Raw genomic sequence first — 20,551 nt, 5'->3', positions numbered from 1 at the left:
GGTCCTCCTCGTTGAGGCGAAATGTTGGGTACAGAAGACTAGCGGGTGGTGATATCGCTAGGTCACGCGTCAGCGGGACGTGATGTCTCTGTAGTCACGCTCGGTGTAGCCGGTGTAGATCTGGCGCGGGCGGCCGATCTTCGTAGCCGGATCCTCGTGCATTTCACGCCAGTGCGCAATCCAGCCGGGCAGACGGCCCATGGCGAACAGCACCGTGAACATGCGCGGCGGGAAGCCCATCGCGCGGTAGATGAGGCCGGTGTAGAAGTCGACGTTCGGGTAGAGCTTGCGCTCGATGAAGTAGTCGTCCGTGAGGGCGGCCTCTTCGAGTTGCATTGCGATGTTGAGCAGTTCGTCGTCGCCGCCGAGCTTGGCGAGGATGGTGTGCGCGGTTTCGCGGACCAGCGCAGCGCGCGGATCGTAGTTGCGGTAGACGCGGTGTCCGAAGCCCATGAGCTTCACGCCGTCTTCCTTGTTCTTGACCTTGCGGACGAACTCGGCTGCGGTGCTGCCGCTGGCCTTGATCTCGTCGAGCATCTCGAGCACTGCCTGGTTGGCGCCGCCGTGCAGCGGGCCCCACAGTGCGTTGATGCCGGCCGAGACGGAGGTGAACAGGTTGGCGTCCGACGAGCCGACCATACGCACGGTCGACGTGGAGCAGTTCTGCTCGTGGTCGGCGTGCAGGATCAGCAGCATGTCGAGTGCCTTGGCGACCTCGGGATCACCCTGGTACGGCTCGGCGGGGAAGCCGAATGTCATACGCATGAAGTTCTCGACCAGGTTCAACGAGTTGTCCGGGTACAGGAACGGCTGTCCGACGGACTTCTTGTACGCGTACGCAGCGATGGTCGGCAGCTTCGCGAGAAGACGGATGGTGGACAGTTCCACCTGCTCCGGATCCTCGGGATCGAGCGAATCCTGGTAGTACGCCGACAATGCGTTCACTGCGGACGAGAGAACCGGCATCGGGTGAGCGTTGCGCGGGAATCCGTCGAAGAACCGCTTGAGGTCCTCGTGAAGCAGGGTGTGTCGACGGATGCGGTCCGTGAAGGACTCGAGCTGGGCGTCGGTCGGCAGTTCGCCGTAGATCAGCAGGTAGCTGACCTCGATGAACGTCGACTTACCTGCCAACTGCTCGATGGGATATCCGCGGTAACGCAGGATTCCCTTCTCACCGTCGATGTACGTGATTGCAGAACTGGTGGATGCAGTGTTCACAAAACCGGGGTCAAGGGTGGTGTACCCCGTTGTGGCCAGCAGCTTTCCCAGCTCGATGCCGTCATTGCCCTCTGTTGCCCTGGCAATGGACATCGTGTACTCACCACCGGGGTAAGTAAGCGTGGGCTTTGTGTCATTGTCAGCGGGCACGAAGGATCCCTCTCAAGCTCGAACCAACGAGTAACTACATGCGATCAACTAGAAACTAGTCGCACGGGAGAGATCGTGCCGAAGGAGGGTCGCTCCACGGCTATTTTTCGGGTACTCACGAACCCGACATACCCACCGAAACTGAAACATGTTCCAGTCTGGGCTTTCCCACTCGCGTGACCGGTACTCCAGTCTACGGAATCGCGCATTTGCCCACACTGATCTGCAAATCTCGGCTGCGATTCGCAAATGGGAGCAACGTCGGACCTTCCGGACCACTGACACGGGGTACCGAAAACCGATTGTTATCGGCTGATGCCTACTTGGTGTTACACGATCCCACGGTATGAGAGCCGGATCACAGCGCCTTGATGCCCCAGCTACCCGTCCACGTCTGACCCGGATGAAGCACCAGGAGATCGATGCCCGAGTTGAAGGCGTCAGGCGGGCAGGTCATCGGCTCCAAAGCCAATGCGCGGCCGCGATCGGGATACCCCTTGTCGTTGGCGGGGTCTGCGATGAAGGCCTGAATCCACGGGAACTCGCGGTTGGTCCACAGGGCAGTGCCCGTTCCATCCGGAGCCAGCAGCTCGTGTTGCGTGCGACCACTGCCGTCGACGACGTCCAATGCGCTGTACGGAGTGTCCAACTGCACCCCGGCAAGCAGTCTCGGTGTCCGGAAGTCGTAGTCCGTACCGGCGACTGCCTGCGAATACGCGTTCGGCAGCATCCTCGCCGGATCGATCGGCAACCGTGTGCCTGCTGCCAGATGCAGAGCACATTCGTCGAGCGGAAAGTCGCCGGCGCGAATGAAGGTGTGCATTCCGAGCCCGAACGGCGACGAGGTCGCACCCTTGTTCGTGGCCGTGTGCGTGACGGTCAGTCCGTCGGCACCGACCTCGTAGGCGACCGTCAGCTGCAACGGATAGGGCCAACCCTTGTGAAGTCCCACGTCGACCGACAGTTCGACGCGCTCGTACGTGTGGTCCACGAGGCTCCAATTGCGACGCCGGACGAACCCGTGGCTCGCGTTCCCCAGCGCAGGTTCGGTGATCTCGAGTTGATGCTCGATCCCGTCGAACATGAAGTGCCCGTCGCGAATTCGGTTGGGCCACGGCGCGAGAACCAATCCGGCCGACAGCGGTGGCTTCGATCCGAGTGCCCAGGTCTCGGTCAGCGTGCGCTGACCGTTCGGTCCTTCGTGATCGAGTAGCCGCAACCCGGCACCGGCCGCGGCGATCTCGGCTCGATAGCCTCCACCACGGATCTCGAACCCTCCCCTACCCGTGCTGTGCGGCGCAGTCATACGTACCAGTTTCCACCACGAGCGACCGGTTAACCAGGACGTCAGACGGCGCGTCCCACCTTGTAGCGAACGAATGCCGGGAATGCGAGGGCAGAAAGGACAACACCGACAATCACCAGGAAGCCGCCGCCCGCTGCCGCGACACCGGTCCCGAACAGGAAGGCTGCACCGCCGTGCAGCACGTCACCGATACGCGGACCACCTGCCACGACCACGATGAACACGCCCTGCAGTCGTCCGCGCATGTCGTCGGTTGCCACTTGCTGGAGCATCGTGCTGCGGAAAGCCGCCGAGACCATGTCGACGGCTCCGCCGAATGCCAGGAATGCGACCGCCACCCAGAGCAGAATCACACTGGAACCGGGACTCGCGAAGTACACGGCAACGCCGAAGCCGACCATGGACAGCCCCCACAGCGCGATGCAGACCAGAACGGCTTGCCCCTGGTACTGAACCCGTGGCAACCAACCCGAGAAGACTCCGCCCAGAACGGCTCCCACCGACATCGCCGCGAACAGCAGTCCCAGCGCAAAACCGCCGCTGGCGGGGTCACCGAAGGATTCGTGAGCGATCTCCGGGAACAGTGCTCGCGACATCCCGAACACCATCGCGATGATGTCCACCACAAACGACGCGAGCAGAACCTTCTGCGTCGCGAGATACGTGAAACCGCCGAGGACCTCGCTCAATCCGGCCCGCCGAGACGTTCCGGTCGGCGGAATCGCCGGGAGCTTCCATACCGCCCACAGTGTGGCGAGAAGAAAGATCGAGTCGAGCAGGTACAGCAGTTGCAGACCGGCCGACGGTATGAGGACACCCGCCAGTAGCGGGCCGGCTATCGCACCGAACTGCACGACAGTCATGTTCAGCGAGTTCGCGGCCGGTAACTGCCTACCCGGAATCAACCGAGGGATGATCGCCGCTCGCGTCGGCTGGTTCACCGCGAAGAACGCCTGTTGAACCGAGAACAATCCGAGCACCAACCACACGTTGTTCACGTTCAGGGCAGCCTGGATCCAGAACAGCACCGACGTGACGCCGAGTCCGATCGAGGTGATCATCAACAGCCGTCGTCGATCCATGACGTCGGCCAGTGCGCCGCCCCACAGACCGAAAACGACCAGCGGGACCAGACCGAAGATTCCCGTCAGACCGACGTAGGCCGAGCTTCGGGTGATCTCGTACACCTGTTGCGGTACGGCGACCACGCTGAGCTGAGCGCCGATGACGGTGACGATGCCGGCCGTCCACAGCCGTCGATAGTCGCGATTCTCGAGCGGAGTCGTGTCCGCGAGTAGCCGGCTCACGGCTGGAGACGGACGGCGGACCACTGTCCGTCGACCAGGCTCGTGCGAACTCGATTGTGCATGCGGTTCGCGCGTCCTTGCCAGAACTCGACGGACTCGGGCCGAATCAGAATCCCGCCCCAGTTCGGTGGCACCGGAATCTCACCGTCCACGCCGAATCGAGCAGCGACCTCACGCAGTTGCTCGTCGAGATCGGCTCGCGAGTCGATCGGACGAGACTGCGACGACGCCCACGCGCCGAGCTGTGAACCTCGAGGCCTGGTTCGCCAATACTCCTGCGTCAGTTGAGCACTCACCCGCTCGGTGGTGCCGCGGACGATCACCTGCCTGGCAAGGGTCAGCCACGTGAAGTTCGCCGACGCGTACGGGTGGGCGTCGAGGTGACGAGCCTTGTCGGATCCGTAGTTGGTGAAGAAGAGGACGCCGTCCTCGCTGAGCCCTTTGCAGAGCACGGTGCGCGACGCCGGACGGCCACCGTCGTCCACCGTCGACAGAGTCATGGCGTTGGGCTCCGGCGCGTCAGCTTCGACGGCGTCCACGAGCCATTGGCGCATGAGGGGCAGCCAACCGGTTTCGACAACCGAAGTATCCAATTCCGCACTCATGCGGTCCTCGACGGACTCCGATTCGCTGCCTGCTTGCGGATAGCCCACACGCATGGCCGCGAGTTCGTTGTCCACCGCCTGCGGGTCCTGACGTTCATTCGACACAGCCGAGAACGCTACTCCCGGGTACTCACTGGCCAACGGCTACGCGGCACGCGCTAAAGTTTGCCGTGGCTAGACCCGACCCGGACCGCGAGCCGCACCAGCGACAGCGCCGAATCGGGACGAGACGATTGCGCAGTACAAAACACGGTGCGTGCTCATCCCTGCGAGCACCGAGGCGCAGTCACTGAAGCTGAGGCAGTGCGACTGTAGACCTGGCGCACTCGAACGAGGAGAGTCCACGAGAATGGCAGCGAGCGCAGCAATACCGGACGATTTTGTGAGCGGACTCGAAGGCGTCGTCGCCTTCACCAGCGATATCGCAGAACCCGACAAGGACGGCGGCGCACTGCGCTACCGCGGAGTCGACATCGAAGACCTGGTCGGCCAGAGGGTCACCTTCGGCAACGTATGGGCCCTTCTCGTCGACGGCCGCTTCGGCCCCGGCCTCCCGCCGGCCGAGCCGTTCCCCCTCCCCATTCACACCGGCGACGTCCGTGTCGACGTTCAGGCCGGACTGGCGATGCTGGCTCCCATCTGGGGCTACCAGCCGCTCCTCGACATCGATGACGAGACCGCCCGCGACCAGCTCGCCCGCGCATCCGTCATGGCGCTGTCGTACGTCGCGCAGTCCGCTCGCGGCATCTACCAGCCGGCAGTCCCGCAGAGCCGCATCGACGAGGCCAAGACCGTCACCGAACGCTTCATGGTTCGCTGGAAGGGTGAGCCCGATCCGGCACACGTCGAGGCAATCGACGCGTACTGGGTCTCGGCAGCCGAGCACGGCATGAACGCCTCCACCTTCACGGCCCGCGTCATCGCCTCCACGGGCGCCGACGTCGCGGCTTCGCTTTCCGGCGCCATCGGCGCGATGTCCGGCCCGCTGCACGGCGGCGCACCGGCCCGAGTTCTTCCGATGATCGAAGAGACCGAGAAGACCGGCGACGCCCGCGCACTGGTCAAGGGAATCCTCGACCGCAAGGAAAAGCTCATGGGCTTCGGACACCGCGTCTACCGCGCCGAAGATCCCCGTGCACGCGTGCTCCGCGCCACGGCCAAGCGCCTCAACGCTCCCCGCTACGAGGCTGCCGCAGCTCTCGAGCAGGCTGCACTGGCAGAACTGCGTGAGCGTCGTCCCGATCGCGCGATCGAGACCAACGTCGAGTTCTGGGCCGCCGTCATCCTCGACTTCGCCGAGGTTCCCGCGCACATGATGCCTGCCATGTTCACCTGTGGCCGCACCGCCGGCTGGTGTGCACACATCCTCGAGCAGAAGCGTCTCGGTAAACTGGTACGCCCGGCCGCCATCTACACCGGCCCGGCGCCCCGTACTCCGGAGTCGGTCGAGGGCTGGGACCAGATCAGCCACGCGTAGTACCCCGCTCGAATTCGCCAATCACGGTAGTACAGAACACAAGTGAAGGAACAGAAAGAAGCGATGACCTCCACACCGATCATCCCCGCCGACCTCAAGCCCGCCGACGGACGCTTCGGCTGCGGTCCTTCCAAGGTTCGCCCCGAGCAGCTGCAGTCCCTGGTCGAGGTGGGCGCTTCGGTGTTCGGCACCAGCCATCGCCAGAAGCCGGTCAAGAACGTTGTGGCCAGCATTCGTTCCGGCCTCGCCGATCTGTTCTCACTGCCCGAGGGCTACGAGGTCGTCCTCGGCAACGGCGGAACCACTGCGTTCTGGGATGCGGCCGCATTCGGCCTCATCCGCGAGAAGTCGCTGCACCTGACCAACGGCGAATTCAGCTCCAAGTTCGCTTCGGTCGCCAAGGCCAACCCGTTCATCGGTGACCCGATCGTCGTTTCCGCCGATCCGGGCAGCGCACCGGTGCCGGTCTCCGACCCGTCCGTCGATCTCATCGGCTGGGCGCACAACGAGACCTCCACCGGTGTGTCGATCCCCGTCTCGCGTCCCGCGGGTTCGGAGAACGCACTGATCGCCATCGACGCCACCTCGGGCGCCGGCGGACTTCCGGTCAATGTCGCCGATTCCGACGTCTACTACTTCGCTCCGCAGAAGTGCTTCGCTGCAGACGGCGGACTGTGGATCGCGCTGATGAGCCCGGCCGCCCTCGAACGCGTCGCGGAGATCAAGGATTCGGGACGCTGGACGCCTGACTTCCTCTCGCTGCCCATCGCCGTGGACAACAGCTCCAAGGATCAGACGTACAACACCCCGGCCCTGGCCACCCTCTTGCTCTTCGCCAACCAGATCGAGTGGATGAACAGCAACGGCGGCCTCAACTGGACTACCGCTCGCACCGCGGATTCGTCCTCGCGCCTGTACAACTGGGCCGAGGCCAGTGAGTTCGCAACGCCGTTCGTCGCTGATCCGGCACACCGCTCGCAGGTTGTCGGCACCATCGACTTCAACGACGACGTCGACGCTGCCGAGGTGGCAAAGATCCTGCGCGCCAACGGAATCGTCGATACCGAGCCGTACCGCAAGCTCGGCCGCAACCAGCTGCGCGTCGGCATGTTCCCGGCCATCGACCCCGATGACGTCACCGCTCTCACCAAGAGCATCGACTGGGTCGTTTCTCAGCTCGGCTGATTTTCACATTTGCTTCACCGCTCGGCCCCCGGCATGACGTCGGGGGCCGAGCGTCGTTTGCGCCAGGCCTTGTGAGCTACCACACCGGTGGGCGGATCCGAGGTCATCTCGCCCTGCGTGTCCTGCCGAGTCCATGGTCACGAATGAATTACAGTTGAGCGCGGCGCAAAGTCGCGAGCCGGCGCGATAAGGAGGTCAATGTGCGAGAGCTTCGAGTGATCGGACTTGAACCCGATGGATCGCATGTGGTGTGCGCAGATGCTGAAACCGGCCAGAAATTCCGGCTTCCCGCCGATGACAAACTTCGTGCAGCTTCCCGCGGAGACGTGGCTCGACTCGGCCAGATTGAGATCGAAATGGAAAGCCAACTCCGTCCCCGCGAAATTCAGGCGCGCATTCGTTCCGGTGCTTCCGTAGAGCAGGTCGCCGAAGAAGCGAAGATCCCCATCAGCAAGGTCGAGCGCTTTGCGTACCCCGTTCTGCTCGAGCGCTCCCGCGCCGCGGAAATGGCGCAGGGCGGACACCCGGTGCGCGACAACGGTCCGACAGTTCCCACCCTCTCCGAAATCGTGACCCACGCATTCCGCGCCCGCGGCCACAGTATCGACGAGGCCACCTGGGATGCCTGGCGCGACGAGGACAATCAGTGGGTCGCGCAGTTGCAGTGGCAGGCCGGCCGCACCACCAACGCCGCGCACTGGCGCTACCAGCCCGACGCGCACGGCGGAACGATCGTCGCACTCGACGACGCGGCATTCGACTTGATCGATCCTGACTTCGGTCGCCCACTCCGCGGCCTGGTACCGGTGGTCTCGAACGAGCCGCAGCAGCTCGAACTGTCCCGATTCGACGTCGAACCGGTGGCGGAGATCGAGCCCGAGCCCGCAGCAGTTTCCGAGCGGACAGCAGTTTCCGAGCGCACAGTAGTCCCCGAGCGGACGGTGGTGGCGGAACGGATCGTGGCGCCCGAACCGATTGCTGTCGAGCCGGAAACCGTCGTCACCGAAGAGGTTCCCGAACCCGCACCGGATGTGACCCCGAAAACCGCTCCGCAGCAGACGCAGACCAAGGACAAGCGCGGACGGCCTGCTCTTCCCTCGTGGGATGACGTACTCCTCGGGGTCCGCAGCAGCGGTCGCTGACCCGAAGGAAAGTATTCTTCTTTCGAGCGAGGCTGAGGAGAGAGGGCTGCCGGTGGCTGCACGGGTATCGACGATCTGGTTTCTGGGCGGCGCAGACGCTCGCACCGAATTGAGCAGGTACCCACAGCCGGATCAGACCGAGGCCCTGAAAATCGCCATGTCGCTGTACCCGGACAAGGAGTTCGAGTCGCTCGGGCCTCAGCCGCTGTCGATGGCCGCGACGGTGAGCCCCGGCTACGTCTTCGTCGGCGCGTACGGTCGAGTGAGTGTCGTCTGCAGCTCCGAACTCAGCACCTTCGTCCCCTCGAAACTGCCTGATTCCTGGAACCTTTCGGCAGAGGGTGGCTCGACGCTGTTGATCAGCTCCGTCCCCGAAACCGCGCAGGGTTCGTTTGCACTGTGGGAGGACGGCGAGCTACGACGCTCGTTCAGTGCCATCCCGATCGACATCGTCGAAAATCTGGGGATCCCACAGACCTGGGAACTGGAATTCTGGGCCGGCAACCATCCCCTGCGTTACCCGCCCGGGATCCTGCCTGATCCGCAGTCACTTCCGTTCCACCCGCAACAGTTCGCGGAGTCCGCCAACCTCGAGTGGCTGGGATTTCGATACACCGGCGCGCCGCGAGAACACGAACTCGACACAACGCAGATTCTCCTGTGGGGCTTCAAGATTCACCGACCCGGCGAGGCACCCAAACCTGCACCCCCAGCCCCCGCGCCGATGCCCGAGCAGGCGCCGACAGAGGTACCCATGCCCGAAAACATGCCGCCGATCCACGACGCACCGGTGGCCAAGCCGCGCGGCCGCCTCGCTCGGTACTTCGGCTTCAAGTAGCGCCGAGCAGCCTCACAGGTTCACGCGGCTATCGCTGCGATCCACCCGAGCGGTACGCCGGCTACCGCGCCGTAGACCACCCATCGCCAGACGGGGACGGCTCGCCAGCGCCAGACGGTCGGCGCAAGTCCGCCTACCGCAATGACATTGACGACAACCGCCAGGAGCACGTTCACGTTGCCCAGCGCGACACAGAACGCCGCGACGGCACTGGTCGAGAGCATGGCTGCGAACACCGACACCGCGATTCCGGTGAACCAGGGCGTGCGGTCCTGAGTCACCGGCCGGTCCTGACACGTTCGTAGAAGGCCATCGCCGCTGCGGTCGCGACGTTGAGCGAGTCGGTGCCGGGCGCCATGGGTATCTTGGCACGAATATCGGTGGCCCGCATCGCATGTTCGGTCAAACCTGGCCCCTCGGCGCCCAGCAGTAGCGCTACCTTCTCCCCGGTCATCGCTTCGGCCAAAGTGACCGCTTCCGGATTCGGAGTCAAGGAAATGAGCTGAAAACCGTTGCCACGCAGCTCATCCAAGTCGTTTGGCCACTTTGCCACATGCGCGAAGGGCACTCGCAGCACGTGCCCCATCGACACACGGACCGACCGCCGGTACAGCGGGTCGGCACAACCCTTCCCGAACAGAACTGCATCGACACCGAGCCCCGCCGCGTTGCGGAACATCGAGCCGAGATTCTCGTGATCGTTGACGCCTTCGAGGACCACGACGGTCTTCGCGTCCTTCAACACGTCCGAGACCGCGAGCGGTGCCGGGCGTGCTGCTGCAGCGAGGACGCCGCGGTTGAGGTGAAATCCGACGACCTCGGCCATCACTTCGGCGCTCGTACGGTAGAACGGCACGTCCACACCGTCGAGATCGTCAGCGAGCTCCAGGAGCCGTCGTTCGACGCCGAGGAGACTGATCGGCTCGAACCGCGAAGTCAGCAGTCGCTGAGTGACGAACACTCCCTCGGCGATGACCAGTCCCTTGCCCTCCGGCAGGTCGGGGCGCCGATCCGAAGAGTTGAGATCGCGAAAGTCATCCAGCCGGGGATCGGCGGGATCTGAGATGTCGATGACGTGAACCACGGGTCTATCGTGCCGTACGCACCGCGAGCCCCCACCACTACTCCCGACCTAGCGCAACAGCGTGACAAAATGCGCGTCGAGCACCTGGCTGATCACCTCTGGATTGGTTCGCTCGGGATTGTCGACGCCGTGCGACGCGAGCCCGTCGGCGAGCGCATGCAATCTCATCGCCTCGATGTCGACCGAGGCACCCGGCCGTAGAAAACCCGCTCGATGCGCCGCTTCCACGAACGAACGAAAGTGCTCGAACAAGGTCCGGTCTGTCTCGTCACGCACCGCCGTCAACGCCGAATCGGTCTGGGCGGCAGCAGCAAAGGCCTCCCAAACCTGCATTTCTTCACGCCGATCTTGGTCGAGGGGAACGAACTGATCGGTGAACTGACGGATCGCGCGGCGGATGTCGGGATCGAAGTCGATGCCGGCAATCCTTTCCTCCACCCGGACAGTCACGAGCGTCATCGCGAACAGCAAGAGTTCGGACTGCGTCGCGAAGAAGTGCCGTAGCGACCCCGTCGACATCTTCGCCTCGTCCGCGACCGCCCGGACGCTGGCGCTCGCCACACCGTCTCGACGGATCACACGCCACACGGCCTCGGCGATCTCTTCACGCCGCTCATCCGGACTGCTACGTTTCACCACTTCACAAAACTAACACAGCTGTGCTAGTTTTCAATCACTAACACAGTCGTACTAGAAATGAGCTGATGTCATGATCGTCCACTTGATCATCGCGTGCGAAATCATGTTCTGGGTGTTCATCGCCGCAGGTCTCGCGGCCCGCTATCTACTGCGCCGCAAAACGCTGGGCGCCGCACTGCTCATCTGCGCGCCCCTGGTGGATGTCGTACTGCTCGTCGCCACAGCCCTCGATCTTCGTGGCGGTGGCGAGGCGAACTTCACCCATGGGCTTGCCGCGGCCTACATCGGATTCTCCGTCGCGTTCGGACACAGCCTCATCTCCTGGGCCGACGCCAGGTTCGCCTACCGATTTGCCGGCGGCCCGGCTCCCGTCGCACCACCCAAGTACGGGAGTGCGCGAGCACTGCGCGAATGGCGCGAGTTCGGCAAAGCCGCGATCGCCTGGGCCGTCGCGTGCGGACTTCTCGGCGCGGCCATCTTCCTCGTCGACGACCCCACCCGCACTGGAGCCCTCGACGGATGGATCAGCAAGCTGACAGTGGTACTCGCAATCTGGGGAGCAATCGCCCTGAGCTACACGGTGTTTCCCAAGAGTGAGAAGGTCACGGCGCGCGGCTAGCCTCGACTGCCTGTTCGGTCGCGTCGCATACGATCACCGGACGCAGGACGAAAACCGGCAGCCTGCCACCGTCTTCCGGTCGCGCAAGACGAAGTTTCAGCCCTTCGCTGCGTAGCAGGTACACCCCGGCCACAGTGCCCGAGACGAGCGAGATCACTCCGCCCACGATCAAGGGCGCACGTGGGTCCACGGAGTCGGCGAGCCAACCCAGCAACGGGCTTCCCAGCGGTGTGCCACCGAGGAAACTGAGCATGTAGATACCCATCACCCGCCCGCGCATCTCGGAAGGCACCGACATCTGCAGGATGTTCATCGCGGACGTCGTGAACGTCAACGTCAGTGCGCCCGTGGGGATCAACATCAGCGCCACCAACGCGTAGGTGGGCATCAATCCCACCGCGACCTCGAACACACCGAAAGCCACGGCGGCACCGAGGAACGTCCGCAACCGCGGCGCTTCCTTCCGTCTTGCGGCGTACGCAGCGCCGGCAAGGGTGCCCACGGCGAGCGTCGTGGACAGCAATCCGTAACCGTCGGCCTCGAGGCCGAACGTGTTGCGCGCCATCACCGCCAGGCTGATCGCGAAGTTCAGGCCGAAGGTCGAGACCATGAAGACCGACACCATGATCACGCGAAGGTCCTTGCGGCCCCATACATATCGGAACCCGTCGCGCACCTGCCCCTTGGTGCGCGGGGCCGGTTCCGACGGGATCAACTCCTTCTTGTTCATCAGGTAGAGCGCGATGAGCACCCCACCGAATGTCGCGACGTTGAGCAGGAACACCCACCCTGTTCCGATCAGGTTGATCAGCACACCCGAGATGGCCGGACCGACGATGCGGGCCGTGTTGAACGTCATGGAGTTGAGCGCGATGGCGTTGGACAGGTGTTCCTTGCCCACCATTTCGATGGTGAACGATTGACGCACGGGTGCGTCGAGCGCCGAGACACAGCCGAGGGCAAAGGCAATCAGGAAGACATGCCACAACGCGACGAGCCCACCGACGTCCAGCAGGCCCAACACGAGTGCGCATACCGCACTCGCCCACTGCGTGAAGATCAGGATCCGACGCTTGTCGTACCGATCGGCAAGCACCCCACCCCACACCGACAAGAACAGCGTCGGGCCGAACTGCAAGGCCATGACGATGCCCACCGCCAGCGCGTTGCCGTCCGAGAGCGTCAGTACCAGCCAGTCCTGGGCGATGCGTTGCATCCACGTGCCGACCAGAGAAACGATCTGTCCGGAAGCCCAAAGGCGGTAGTTGCGGTTGTGGAGCGCGGCAAACATGCCGGAATCGGGGTCTCGGGGCACCCCACTATCTTGCCCCTCGAGTAATTCGTTTGGGCAACGACCTCTAGGTAGCGGAGCTACGCGACCTCTAACTCACGGAGCTACTCCGTCTTGTTGACCATCTCGGTGATGATCTCGACGGCACCGCGCAGCGTCGCGAGTTCTTCGCCACCCAGCCCGGCCAGCTGCTCGTTCATCCACGCCTCACGCGCATGGGTTTCGTCCGCGAGCAACGCCTGCCCGGCGTCGGACAGATTCACGATGATCTGACGACCGTCCGTGGGATGCGGCGAGCGCTCGACCAGACCGAGCTCGGCGAGAGAAGCAACAACGCGCGTCATCGACGGCGGCTGCACTTTCTCACGTGCTGCGAGTACGCCAGGAGTCATCGGGCCGTACTGATCCAGGCTCGCCAAGGCGGACAGTTGCGTCAGCGATACCTGAGCGTCGACTCTGCGGCCGCGCAGATGCCTGGTGAGACGCACTACAGCCAGGGAAAGATCGCTGGCCAGCGCACGAGTTTCGGTGGTCACGCGTCAGACAATACGTCAAGAGCTGGCCGGTAGCTCACGTAATCGAATACCGGTCAACCCTGATTTCACGTAAGGGCGTCGGTAATGGGTCCGACAGTGAAGTAGGCCACAAAAAGTGCCGCCACGATCCAGAGCAACGGGTGGATCTTCTTGATACCACCGCTGGCAGCGTGCAGGACCACCCATGAAATGAAGCCGACGCCGATGCCGTTGGCGATCGAGTAGGTGAACGGCATGACGATCATGGTCAGGAACGCCGGGAGAGCAACCGAGAACTTGGTGAAATCGATGTCTCGGACCTGCCCGATCATCAGCGCACCGACGACGACGAGGGCAGGCGCAGCTGCCTCGATCGGCACGACGGAGTAGAGCGGCGTCAGGAACATCGCGACGAGGAAGAGCAGTCCGGTCACGACGTTTGCCAGGCCCGTGCGGGCGCCTTCGGCAATACCCGACGCCGATTCCACGAACACGGTGTTCGACGACGCCGAAGCGCCACCGCCCACGATCGCGCCCGCGCCTTCGACGACAAGCGCGCGACCGACGTTGGGGAGGTTTCCGTCCTTGTCGGTCAGGCCGGCTTCCTTACCGAGACCCGTCATCGTGCCCATGGCGTCGAAGAAATTCGCGAGCACGAGGGTGAAGACAAGCAGGCTGGCGGCCAGAACACCGATGCGGGTGAATGCGCCGAAGATGCTGACGTCGCCGACCAGGCTCAGATCAGGCATACCACCGAGCATCTCCGGGATCGCGGGGATGCTGAGGTTCCAGCCCTTGGGGTTGGTTCCGAGCGAGGGTCCGACGTCGGCAACTGCCTCGATGATCGCGGCGAGGATCGTCGTGACGACTATGCCGATCAGCAGTCCACCACGAACCTTGCGCACTACCAGAACACCCATGAGCAGCACACCGAAGATGAACACCACGGTCGGCCACGAAGCGATCGAGCCGTTGATTCCGAGTCCGACGGGAACCGTCGTACCGGCGGCATCGGGGATACGGCGGACGAATCCGGCGTCGACCAGTCCGATGAAGGCGATGAACATGCCGATACCGGCCGCGATCGCGGACTTCAATGCCGAGGGAATCGCATTGAACACCGCAGTTCGGAAACCGGTGAGTGCCAACAGAACGATGATCACACCGTCGATGACCACCAGGCCCATCGCCTCGGGCCAGGTGACCTGAGGTGCGATTGTGACGGCGAGCAGGCTGTTGATGCCGAGACCCGCGGCGATGGCAAACGGATAGTTGGCAACGACACCGAAGACGATGCTCATCAGGCCCGCAACCAGAGCGGTGACCGCCGCCACCTGGTTGACCGGAAGGATGTTGCCGAGAACGTCGGTCTTCGCTGCAACGTCGTCAGCCGAGAAACTGCCGAGGATCAGGGGGTTGAGGACCACGATGTAGGCCATCGCCACGAAGGTGACGACACCGCCGCGAATCTCGGTCGAGATCGTCGACCCTCGTTCGCTGATCTTGAAATAGGTGTCGAGGATCTTGCCGGGTGCCGCCATGTTTGTTCTTTCCCCATCGCTGTAGGTCGCCGTGTGCCGGCGCACATGAAGCCGGTCGCACTAGGGAGAGTAGGCCACCGGGGTACGGGTAGCGTTAATTTTGTGACGGAGACTCGCAACACAACAGGCCTGATCGGCAAATTGTCCGCACCCGCGCCGGCACTGATCATCGGCACCGCGTTGTGGGTGATCGCCACGATCGTGGTCGCGGTGAGCGGCGATCGTTGGTCGGATGCACTCCCGATCTGTTACGCGGGTATCGGAGTCGGCTTCCTCGGCTTCGCTCTGTTCTCCATTCAACGACGCGCAGCTGTGCGCGGCGACAAGGGCGCACAACAGGGCGCCGGTCTGGTCGACTGAGCAGGTCGATTCACCCTTTCAGTATGGTAAGCCTACCCTGCACTCTCGTGTCGGTCTTAGCTTGTCAATGCTGAAAGGAACCACGTAGCCGTGAAGATCTCCCACCGAAATCGTTGGAAAAGCCGAGGACGTTGGACGAGACTGACATCCGTTGCTGTGGTCGCCCTGGTCGGCACAGCACTCGTCTCCTGCAGTTCGAACGACGACGCAGCAAGTAGTTCGTCGAGTTCCGGTGGTGGCGCCTTCCCCGTCACGATCGATCACGCTTTCGGCAGCACCACGATCGATTCCGAACCACAACGGATCGTCACCGTCGGTTACAACGACGAGCAGGCTCTGTTGGCTCTGGGCATCAAGCCCGTCGGAATGGTCAACCAGTACCCGGGCGAACCGGACGTCAACCGCACGTGGCCATGGGTCACCGGCCCTTGGGGCGGAACCGAACCGACCGTCGTCGGCAGCAATCCCGAAACCACGATCAGCGTCGAAAAGATCGCTGCGCTCGAGCCCGACCTGATCCTCGCGCTCTACTCGAGCATCGACAAAGACCTGTACAGCACACTTTCCGCGATCGCCCCGACCGTCGCGAAGGATCCGGCCTACGGCGACTACGCAACTCCGTGGCAGATCACGACGAAGACCGCAGCGAAGGCAGTGGGTCGCGAAGCCGACGGCGAGAAGTTGGTCGCCGATATCGACAAGCAGTTCGCCGACGCCAGAAGCGCTCACCCGGAATTTGCAGACCAGACCGCGGTGATCATCAGCGTCGACGCGACCCCGGAGTTCTACGCCTTCTCCTCCGAGGACGCCCGCGGACGGGTTCTCGGCAGTCTCGGATTCAAACCTGCTCCCGCGGTCGAGGCCTTGATGAACGGTGAGTTCTACGCGCCGATCTCCACCGAACGACTGGATCTTCTCGACGTGGACCGTCTCGTTGTCATCGGCAATCCCGATGCCGCACAGGCGGTCCGAAACAACCCTGGCTTCCAGCAACTCGACGTGGTCAAGGACAATCGCGTCGTCTACGTCAACGACGATCAGGCTCCGCAGGTCGGTGCGGCCTTGACCGCGAGCTCGGCACTGAGCTTGCCGTGGGCCACGAGCCAACTACTCGCCGAACTCACGAAGTAACCAGCGCCCGGCGCTTTCTGATCTGCGCGGTTCCCCAGATCCACACCCCGGCCCACATCATCCCGAACGCCCAACCTGCCAGTACATCGGTCATCCAATGGGCAGCCAGGTAGACGCGGGAGAATCCGACGGCGATCGTGTACAGGCCGAGGCTCGCGAGCATTGCCATCTTCGCGAGCCTCGGCAAGGCAAGACGAAGGATCACGGCGGCAACCGAAGTCGCGAGTATCGCGCTCATCATCGCGTGGCCCGACGGGAACGAATACGAATCGATTTCGATCAATCTCTCCGGAACGGGTGGGCGGGTTCGCGTGAAGATGCGCTTCAATCCGCTCATCACGAGCAGACCGGTCAACATCGATCCGGCGATCAGCAGAGCTTCGGTACGCAGTCTCCGAACCAGAAGCACGATCGTGAGCAGCGTCGCGATCAGCCACGACGCGAGGGTTCCGCCGCTGTCGGTGATGACGTCGACGACGTCCACGAGCCACGCCGTCCGCTGACTCACTGCGCTGTCGAGTACCCACTGATCAAAAGACATCTGCCCTCACATTCCTTGCGGCAGAGTCCACGTACGCATCACGTGATGAACGCCGTCCGAGTCCACCCACCACGGCACGATCACCGTCGTCTCGACCGCCCCCGTCAGTTCCACCGTCAGTTCGTGATGGATCACTACCTCGCCGCTGGGTACCTCACGGCCGAGGGCTGCGAAGCCGAGAACTGCCTGCGGTTCGTTCGCCCACGTCGTGACGACGCCGGTGCTGCTCACTCGTCCGTGAACGGATGCAGACGCCGTCGCGACGTCGAGTAGATCTGCCAGTGCGTCGGCCGTCTCGAAGCTGCCGAGCACCACTCGTTGTGCAGGTAGTGCCGCTCCCAGCCACGGTCGGTCGAGAACAAGGGCGTCGCCGGGATCGACCAGATCGCCGGAAAGGCCTCGCACGAACGGAGGCAGGTGCAGTTCCTCCAGGTCGAGAACCCGTCGCTGCGCTGCCTCACCCAGTAGCCGGTGCGTCCGCGCGACGACGGCGGAGGCCGGCATCCGTAGTGGGTCCGCAAGCCGATCGAGCAGCAGCTGAGCCAGTTCCGGATCGTCGACGGTATCCGATGCCAGCAATCCGGAGAAGAATCCGGCGTCGGGGTGTTCGGCAGCATCGAGCAAGCCCTCGAAGGTGCGATCGCCCGGAGCGCGCAGCAAGCCCAGCACCTCACCGCCGAGTTCGGCATTCGAACGCAACCACCACGCCGTGTATCCACGACGGTCGGTGAGCAGCGCCCGCGTCGCCGGCGACTCGACCAGCAGCGACAACGCCTGCGGCCAGCGGTCTTCGTCCACGAGGTCGAGATCGCGCACGGCTTCGATGTATTCGGGGTCCTCGTCGAGGGTGTCCCACCATGCGTCTTCGGCGTCGAGATCGTGATCGGGGCCGGACGGCAATTCCTCACGGACCACCGTGAAACCCCACCCGACACCGACTACCCGTAGCGCCTGCTCCCCCACCCGCTGAACAAAATCAGCGTCGACGATGCCGAAGGGAGAATCCTCGACCAGGACGCTTGCAAGGGGAGCTCCCGGAAGCAGAAGTTGGTCGGCGGACCGCAATTCGCCTTCCGAATCAGGAAGCAGCACTTCACCGATCCACGACGGCAGCGCTCCTGGCGCCACGTGGGCCGCCAATCCGAGTACAACCTGCGCCAACTCCGTCGCTACCGAATCATCTTGGTCCGCAGCATCTTCGATCAATGCGCGCAGCGCCGGATCGGACAGCAGGTCGGTGGCACTCGCGGTCTGCGCTCCCAATCGAGAGAGCAACGGGTGAACCGCGACGGGATGAACCAACCTCGTCCACTGCACCGACGGCGCGTCTTCGCCCAGTTCGACGCCGACGACGACGGTCCGCGGCCCGGTCACCGTCCGTCCGTCGGAGAGCGGAACCGGCAGTGTTCCAAGCTCTTCCACCGCAAGAGTGTCGATCACCAAGGGCTCGAGAGCCGAATAGAGTCGATTCCACCACTTCGGTTCACGTTCCGAACCGCTGAGCAGTTCCGCGATGCGCGCGAGCCCGATGCGGTGCGTCGACACTGCCGCGAGTGCTCGCTCGTGCTTGGGGCCGGAGAGCTCGGGGACAACCAGGCCGCCGATGATGTCGGTGAGCAACTCGGCAAGGTCATCACCGAGCCCGGGCACCACGGATGCTCGCTGCGGCGCGCGGTCGGGTTCACCGACCACCGGAAGCCACTCGTTTTCCTGCAGCTCCTTCAGAAGCGCTTCGCGCAGAAGCGAATCCGTTTCACTGCGGGCAAAGGCAGGGATCGGGACGAGTGCCGTTCGCTGCCGAGGAGGTAGTGCAGCAAGGAACTTCGCGTACCCCTCGGCAAGCGGAGCGATCGGTGCAGCGGGCATGATGCGTCGCCGATCGGGTTGCATTGCAATGTCGGCAATGATGATCGCGGGGATCGACAGCTCCTCGTCGGATCGCGTCGGCGCCCGCAGGACGTCGTCTGCGACCGGCTCGACGACCCCGTCGCGGACCGGCACCAACCATCGCGCGTTCGGCGCGGTGTACTGCCACCACGTGCGATCACCGATCGCGATCTCGACGAGGCCGGAATCCAGCACCCGTTCCGATCGCCGAAAAGTTTTCTCACCCAGACGAATTGATCCGAGAGCCGGGAGTTCGAGCAGCAGGTCGACTGCCTCACGTGTCATCTGCGAAAGCAGCGCCGCGGCATCGACGTCCGGCCGAAGCGTCAGCACCACTTCCGAATCAGCACCATCGCTCGGCAATTCGCCAGACGGCCACACCAAACGAAGTACGGGGACACTGGTTTCCGGTACCGGGAGTTCGCGAGACTCGATCTCGCGCAGAGTGTGCGAGGCAGAGAATCGAATCGATCCCGTCGACGAGCGCAGTTCCACCTCGTCACTGACCGAGAGAACTGCCGAGAATCCGACGCCGAACCGTCCCGTCACACCTTCGTCGGCGTCGACCTTGTTCGACGCGCGCAGCGCGGTCAGCGCATGTACACCGGATTCGTCCAGTGGACGGCCCGTGTTCGCCACCGTCAGCGTCCGACCGTCCACATCCACCCACAAAGAGCCCTGGACGCCCTCGCGTGCAGCTGCATCGGCAGCGTTCTGCGCCAGTTCGGTGAGCAGACGGTCGCGGTACCCGGCCTTTGCGAGGTCGGATTCCGCAGCCGCGTCTTCACGCAATCGCGTCGGAGATTCCGACCACGCGCGCAGCGTCGCCTCGCGGAGTGCGTCCGTACCGAACGGATCTTCTACTCGGTGGATACCGAATCCTCAACTGCAACAGCGCTCGACGGGCGAGCGGGCACCGCAATCAGCTCGACGGCCCCGTCGTCGAATGCGTCGAACTGCGGCGAGCCCGCACCGAGCGGCAGGCTGGTGTCCGAGTGCGCGCCACAACCGTAGGACACGCTGACCACACGGCCGTCTGCGGAGAGTTCGTTTCCGCACACACCGAACGCTGCGTGCAGCGAACCGGCGAGTGGAAGGAAGAATCCACACAGTCCACACGTCGACGGCGCGGCCTTCGCCATCTCCGACTCCGGGCCGAAGTCACCGTCGAACCAACGCTGCGCGGCATCGAGTCGGCCCTCGCGGCTCATGACCTGTTTGCGGCCGAGCCCGATTTCGAGAGCTACCTCGTCGACTTCCGGGTCACCGGTGGCGACGTAGCCGGGAACGAGGCGAGGATCCTCGGCCGGCGGGGCGAGTAGGTCACCGACGGACAGATCGCCGGGACGAATCCGCTGATCCCATGGCAGCCATTCCGGCGCAACCAACGCGTCGGGACCCGGCAACAGCGCCAACTCACTGATCGTGGCGTGGGTGTCCTCCGGTCCGGCAGCGACGACAACCGCCCACTGCCAACCGCGGTATCCCGGAATGTCTGCTGCAAATCGATGGGTGGCGGCAAATTCGTCCTCCGACGTCACGCCGAGGTATGCCCCCACACCGCCTTCATGCAGGTCGACGACTGCCTTTCGGGCAAGCTCGACCGCATCGGCCAGTACTGGGCGCGGCACTGCACGCTCTGGAGAAGTAGCAACACTCACTCCTCCAGTTTGCCGCACCACCGCAAGTCCGCAACGCACTGGGCTGCCATGCTG

20 protein-coding genes are annotated in these 20,551 nt (G+C 63.7%); 7 read left to right on the top strand and 13 right to left on the bottom strand.

Annotation, left to right across the window (positions count from 1 at the left end; translation table 11 throughout):
* Positions 1 to 69: 69 nt before the first annotated feature.
* The 4 genes from V3587_RS04055 to pdxH all read right to left on the bottom strand — a co-directional run bounded on the left by V3587_RS04055 (position 70) and on the right by pdxH (position 4,691).
* Positions 70 to 1,368, bottom strand: coding sequence for a citrate synthase (locus V3587_RS04055; RefSeq protein ID WP_003940509.1), 1,299 nt, complete (start codon positions 1,366 to 1,368; stop codon positions 70 to 72).
* Between the two features lie 358 nt (positions 1,369 to 1,726).
* Positions 1,727 to 2,674, bottom strand: a complete 948-nt coding sequence (locus V3587_RS04050; protein WP_047270943.1) for an aldose 1-epimerase family protein — start codon at positions 2,672 to 2,674, stop codon at positions 1,727 to 1,729.
* A 41-nt stretch (positions 2,675 to 2,715) separates the two neighbouring features.
* A complete protein-coding gene (locus V3587_RS04045; protein ID WP_209447876.1) occupies positions 2,716 to 3,981 on the bottom strand; it encodes an MFS transporter in 1,266 nt (421 codons plus the stop codon).
* The gene (gene pdxH, locus V3587_RS04040) at positions 3,978 to 4,691 is read right to left on the bottom strand and encodes a pyridoxamine 5'-phosphate oxidase (RefSeq protein ID WP_007733483.1); all 714 of its coding nucleotides are present in this window, start codon (positions 4,689 to 4,691) and stop codon (positions 3,978 to 3,980) included. The genes V3587_RS04045 and pdxH overlap by 4 nt, the downstream gene beginning before the upstream one ends.
* Before the next feature lie 244 nt (positions 4,692 to 4,935).
* Here pdxH and V3587_RS04035 point away from each other — a divergent pair, with 244 nt between their 5' ends.
* The 4 genes from V3587_RS04035 to V3587_RS04020 all read left to right on the top strand — a co-directional run bounded on the left by V3587_RS04035 (position 4,936) and on the right by V3587_RS04020 (position 9,228).
* Positions 4,936 to 6,063, top strand: a complete 1,128-nt coding sequence (locus V3587_RS04035; protein WP_003940025.1) for a citrate synthase 2 — start codon at positions 4,936 to 4,938, stop codon at positions 6,061 to 6,063.
* A 63-nt stretch (positions 6,064 to 6,126) separates the two neighbouring features.
* Positions 6,127 to 7,248, top strand: coding sequence for a phosphoserine transaminase (gene serC / locus V3587_RS04030; RefSeq protein ID WP_283376240.1), 1,122 nt, complete (start codon positions 6,127 to 6,129; stop codon positions 7,246 to 7,248).
* A gap of 200 nt (positions 7,249 to 7,448) precedes the next feature.
* Positions 7,449 to 8,390, top strand: coding sequence for a septation protein SepH (sepH, locus tag V3587_RS04025; protein ID WP_030535368.1), 942 nt, complete (start codon positions 7,449 to 7,451; stop codon positions 8,388 to 8,390).
* 52 nt (positions 8,391 to 8,442) lie between these two features.
* Complete coding sequence (locus tag V3587_RS04020) at positions 8,443 to 9,228, top strand: DUF6928 family protein (protein WP_042921685.1); 786 nt, start codon at positions 8,443 to 8,445, stop codon at positions 9,226 to 9,228.
* A gap of 20 nt (positions 9,229 to 9,248) precedes the next feature.
* On the opposite strand, the gene V3587_RS04015 is transcribed toward V3587_RS04020, so the two are convergent.
* Genes V3587_RS04015 through V3587_RS04005 form a run of 3 tightly spaced genes read right to left on the bottom strand, consistent with a single transcriptional unit; the run spans position 9,249 to position 10,951 of the window.
* Entirely contained in the window at positions 9,249 to 9,509 is a 261-nt protein-coding gene (locus tag V3587_RS04015) for a DUF2537 domain-containing protein (protein WP_030535366.1), read from the bottom strand.
* Complete coding sequence (locus tag V3587_RS04010) at positions 9,506 to 10,312, bottom strand: TrmH family RNA methyltransferase (RefSeq protein WP_283376147.1); 807 nt, start codon at positions 10,310 to 10,312, stop codon at positions 9,506 to 9,508. The genes V3587_RS04015 and V3587_RS04010 overlap by 4 nt, the downstream gene beginning before the upstream one ends.
* A gap of 48 nt (positions 10,313 to 10,360) precedes the next feature.
* On the bottom strand, positions 10,361 to 10,951 hold the full coding sequence (locus V3587_RS04005; protein ID WP_037128521.1) for a TetR/AcrR family transcriptional regulator: 591 nt from the start codon (positions 10,949 to 10,951) through the stop codon (positions 10,361 to 10,363).
* 70 nt (positions 10,952 to 11,021) lie between these two features.
* Between V3587_RS04005 and V3587_RS04000 the strand changes: the two genes are divergently transcribed.
* Positions 11,022 to 11,570 (top strand): hypothetical protein, encoded by a 549-nt coding sequence (locus tag V3587_RS04000; RefSeq protein ID WP_209447877.1) that lies wholly within the window; start codon positions 11,022 to 11,024, stop codon positions 11,568 to 11,570.
* Here the strand turns inward: V3587_RS04000 and V3587_RS03995 are convergent.
* The 3 genes from V3587_RS03995 to V3587_RS03985 form a co-directional block, all read right to left on the bottom strand.
* The gene (locus V3587_RS03995; protein WP_007733487.1) at positions 11,554 to 12,861 is read right to left on the bottom strand and encodes an MFS transporter; all 1,308 of its coding nucleotides are present in this window, start codon (positions 12,859 to 12,861) and stop codon (positions 11,554 to 11,556) included. The two genes, V3587_RS04000 and V3587_RS03995, sit on opposite strands and share 17 nt — an antisense overlap.
* Positions 12,862 to 12,965: 104 nt before the next feature.
* Entirely contained in the window at positions 12,966 to 13,397 is a 432-nt protein-coding gene (locus V3587_RS03990) for a MarR family winged helix-turn-helix transcriptional regulator (RefSeq protein ID WP_003939901.1), read from the bottom strand.
* A 65-nt stretch (positions 13,398 to 13,462) separates the two neighbouring features.
* Positions 13,463 to 14,917, bottom strand: a complete 1,455-nt coding sequence (locus tag V3587_RS03985) for an NCS2 family permease (protein WP_283376146.1) — start codon at positions 14,915 to 14,917, stop codon at positions 13,463 to 13,465.
* 102 nt (positions 14,918 to 15,019) lie between these two features.
* Between V3587_RS03985 and V3587_RS03980 the strand changes: the two genes are divergently transcribed.
* Entirely contained in the window at positions 15,020 to 15,277 is a 258-nt protein-coding gene (locus V3587_RS03980) for a DUF2530 domain-containing protein (RefSeq protein WP_007733492.1), read from the top strand.
* Positions 15,278 to 15,367: 90 nt separating this feature from the next.
* Positions 15,368 to 16,408: an iron-siderophore ABC transporter substrate-binding protein gene (locus tag V3587_RS03975; protein ID WP_051649549.1), complete on the top strand. Its 1,041-nt coding sequence runs from the start codon at positions 15,368 to 15,370 to the stop codon at positions 16,406 to 16,408.
* Here the strand turns inward: V3587_RS03975 and V3587_RS03970 are convergent.
* The 3 genes from V3587_RS03970 to V3587_RS03960 all read right to left on the bottom strand — a co-directional run bounded on the left by V3587_RS03970 (position 16,398) and on the right by V3587_RS03960 (position 20,518).
* Positions 16,398 to 16,949, bottom strand: a complete 552-nt coding sequence (locus V3587_RS03970; RefSeq protein WP_050654714.1) for a phosphatase PAP2 family protein — start codon at positions 16,947 to 16,949, stop codon at positions 16,398 to 16,400. The genes V3587_RS03975 and V3587_RS03970 overlap by 11 nt on opposite strands.
* A gap of 6 nt (positions 16,950 to 16,955) precedes the next feature.
* Complete coding sequence (locus V3587_RS03965) at positions 16,956 to 19,628, bottom strand: sacsin N-terminal ATP-binding-like domain-containing protein (protein WP_283376145.1); 2,673 nt, start codon at positions 19,626 to 19,628, stop codon at positions 16,956 to 16,958.
* Between the two features lie 68 nt (positions 19,629 to 19,696).
* Complete coding sequence (locus V3587_RS03960; protein ID WP_030535360.1) at positions 19,697 to 20,518, bottom strand: DUF3027 domain-containing protein; 822 nt, start codon at positions 20,516 to 20,518, stop codon at positions 19,697 to 19,699.
* Positions 20,519 to 20,551 lie beyond the last annotated feature (33 nt).

Source organism: Rhodococcus sp. IEGM 1306 (assembly GCF_036541985.1).
Taxonomy (GTDB): Bacteria; Actinomycetota; Actinomycetes; order Mycobacteriales; family Mycobacteriaceae; genus Rhodococcus_F; species Rhodococcus_F qingshengii.
Note: the sequence above shows the minus strand (reverse complement) of the source record. Positions and strands in the feature narration are given on the sequence as shown.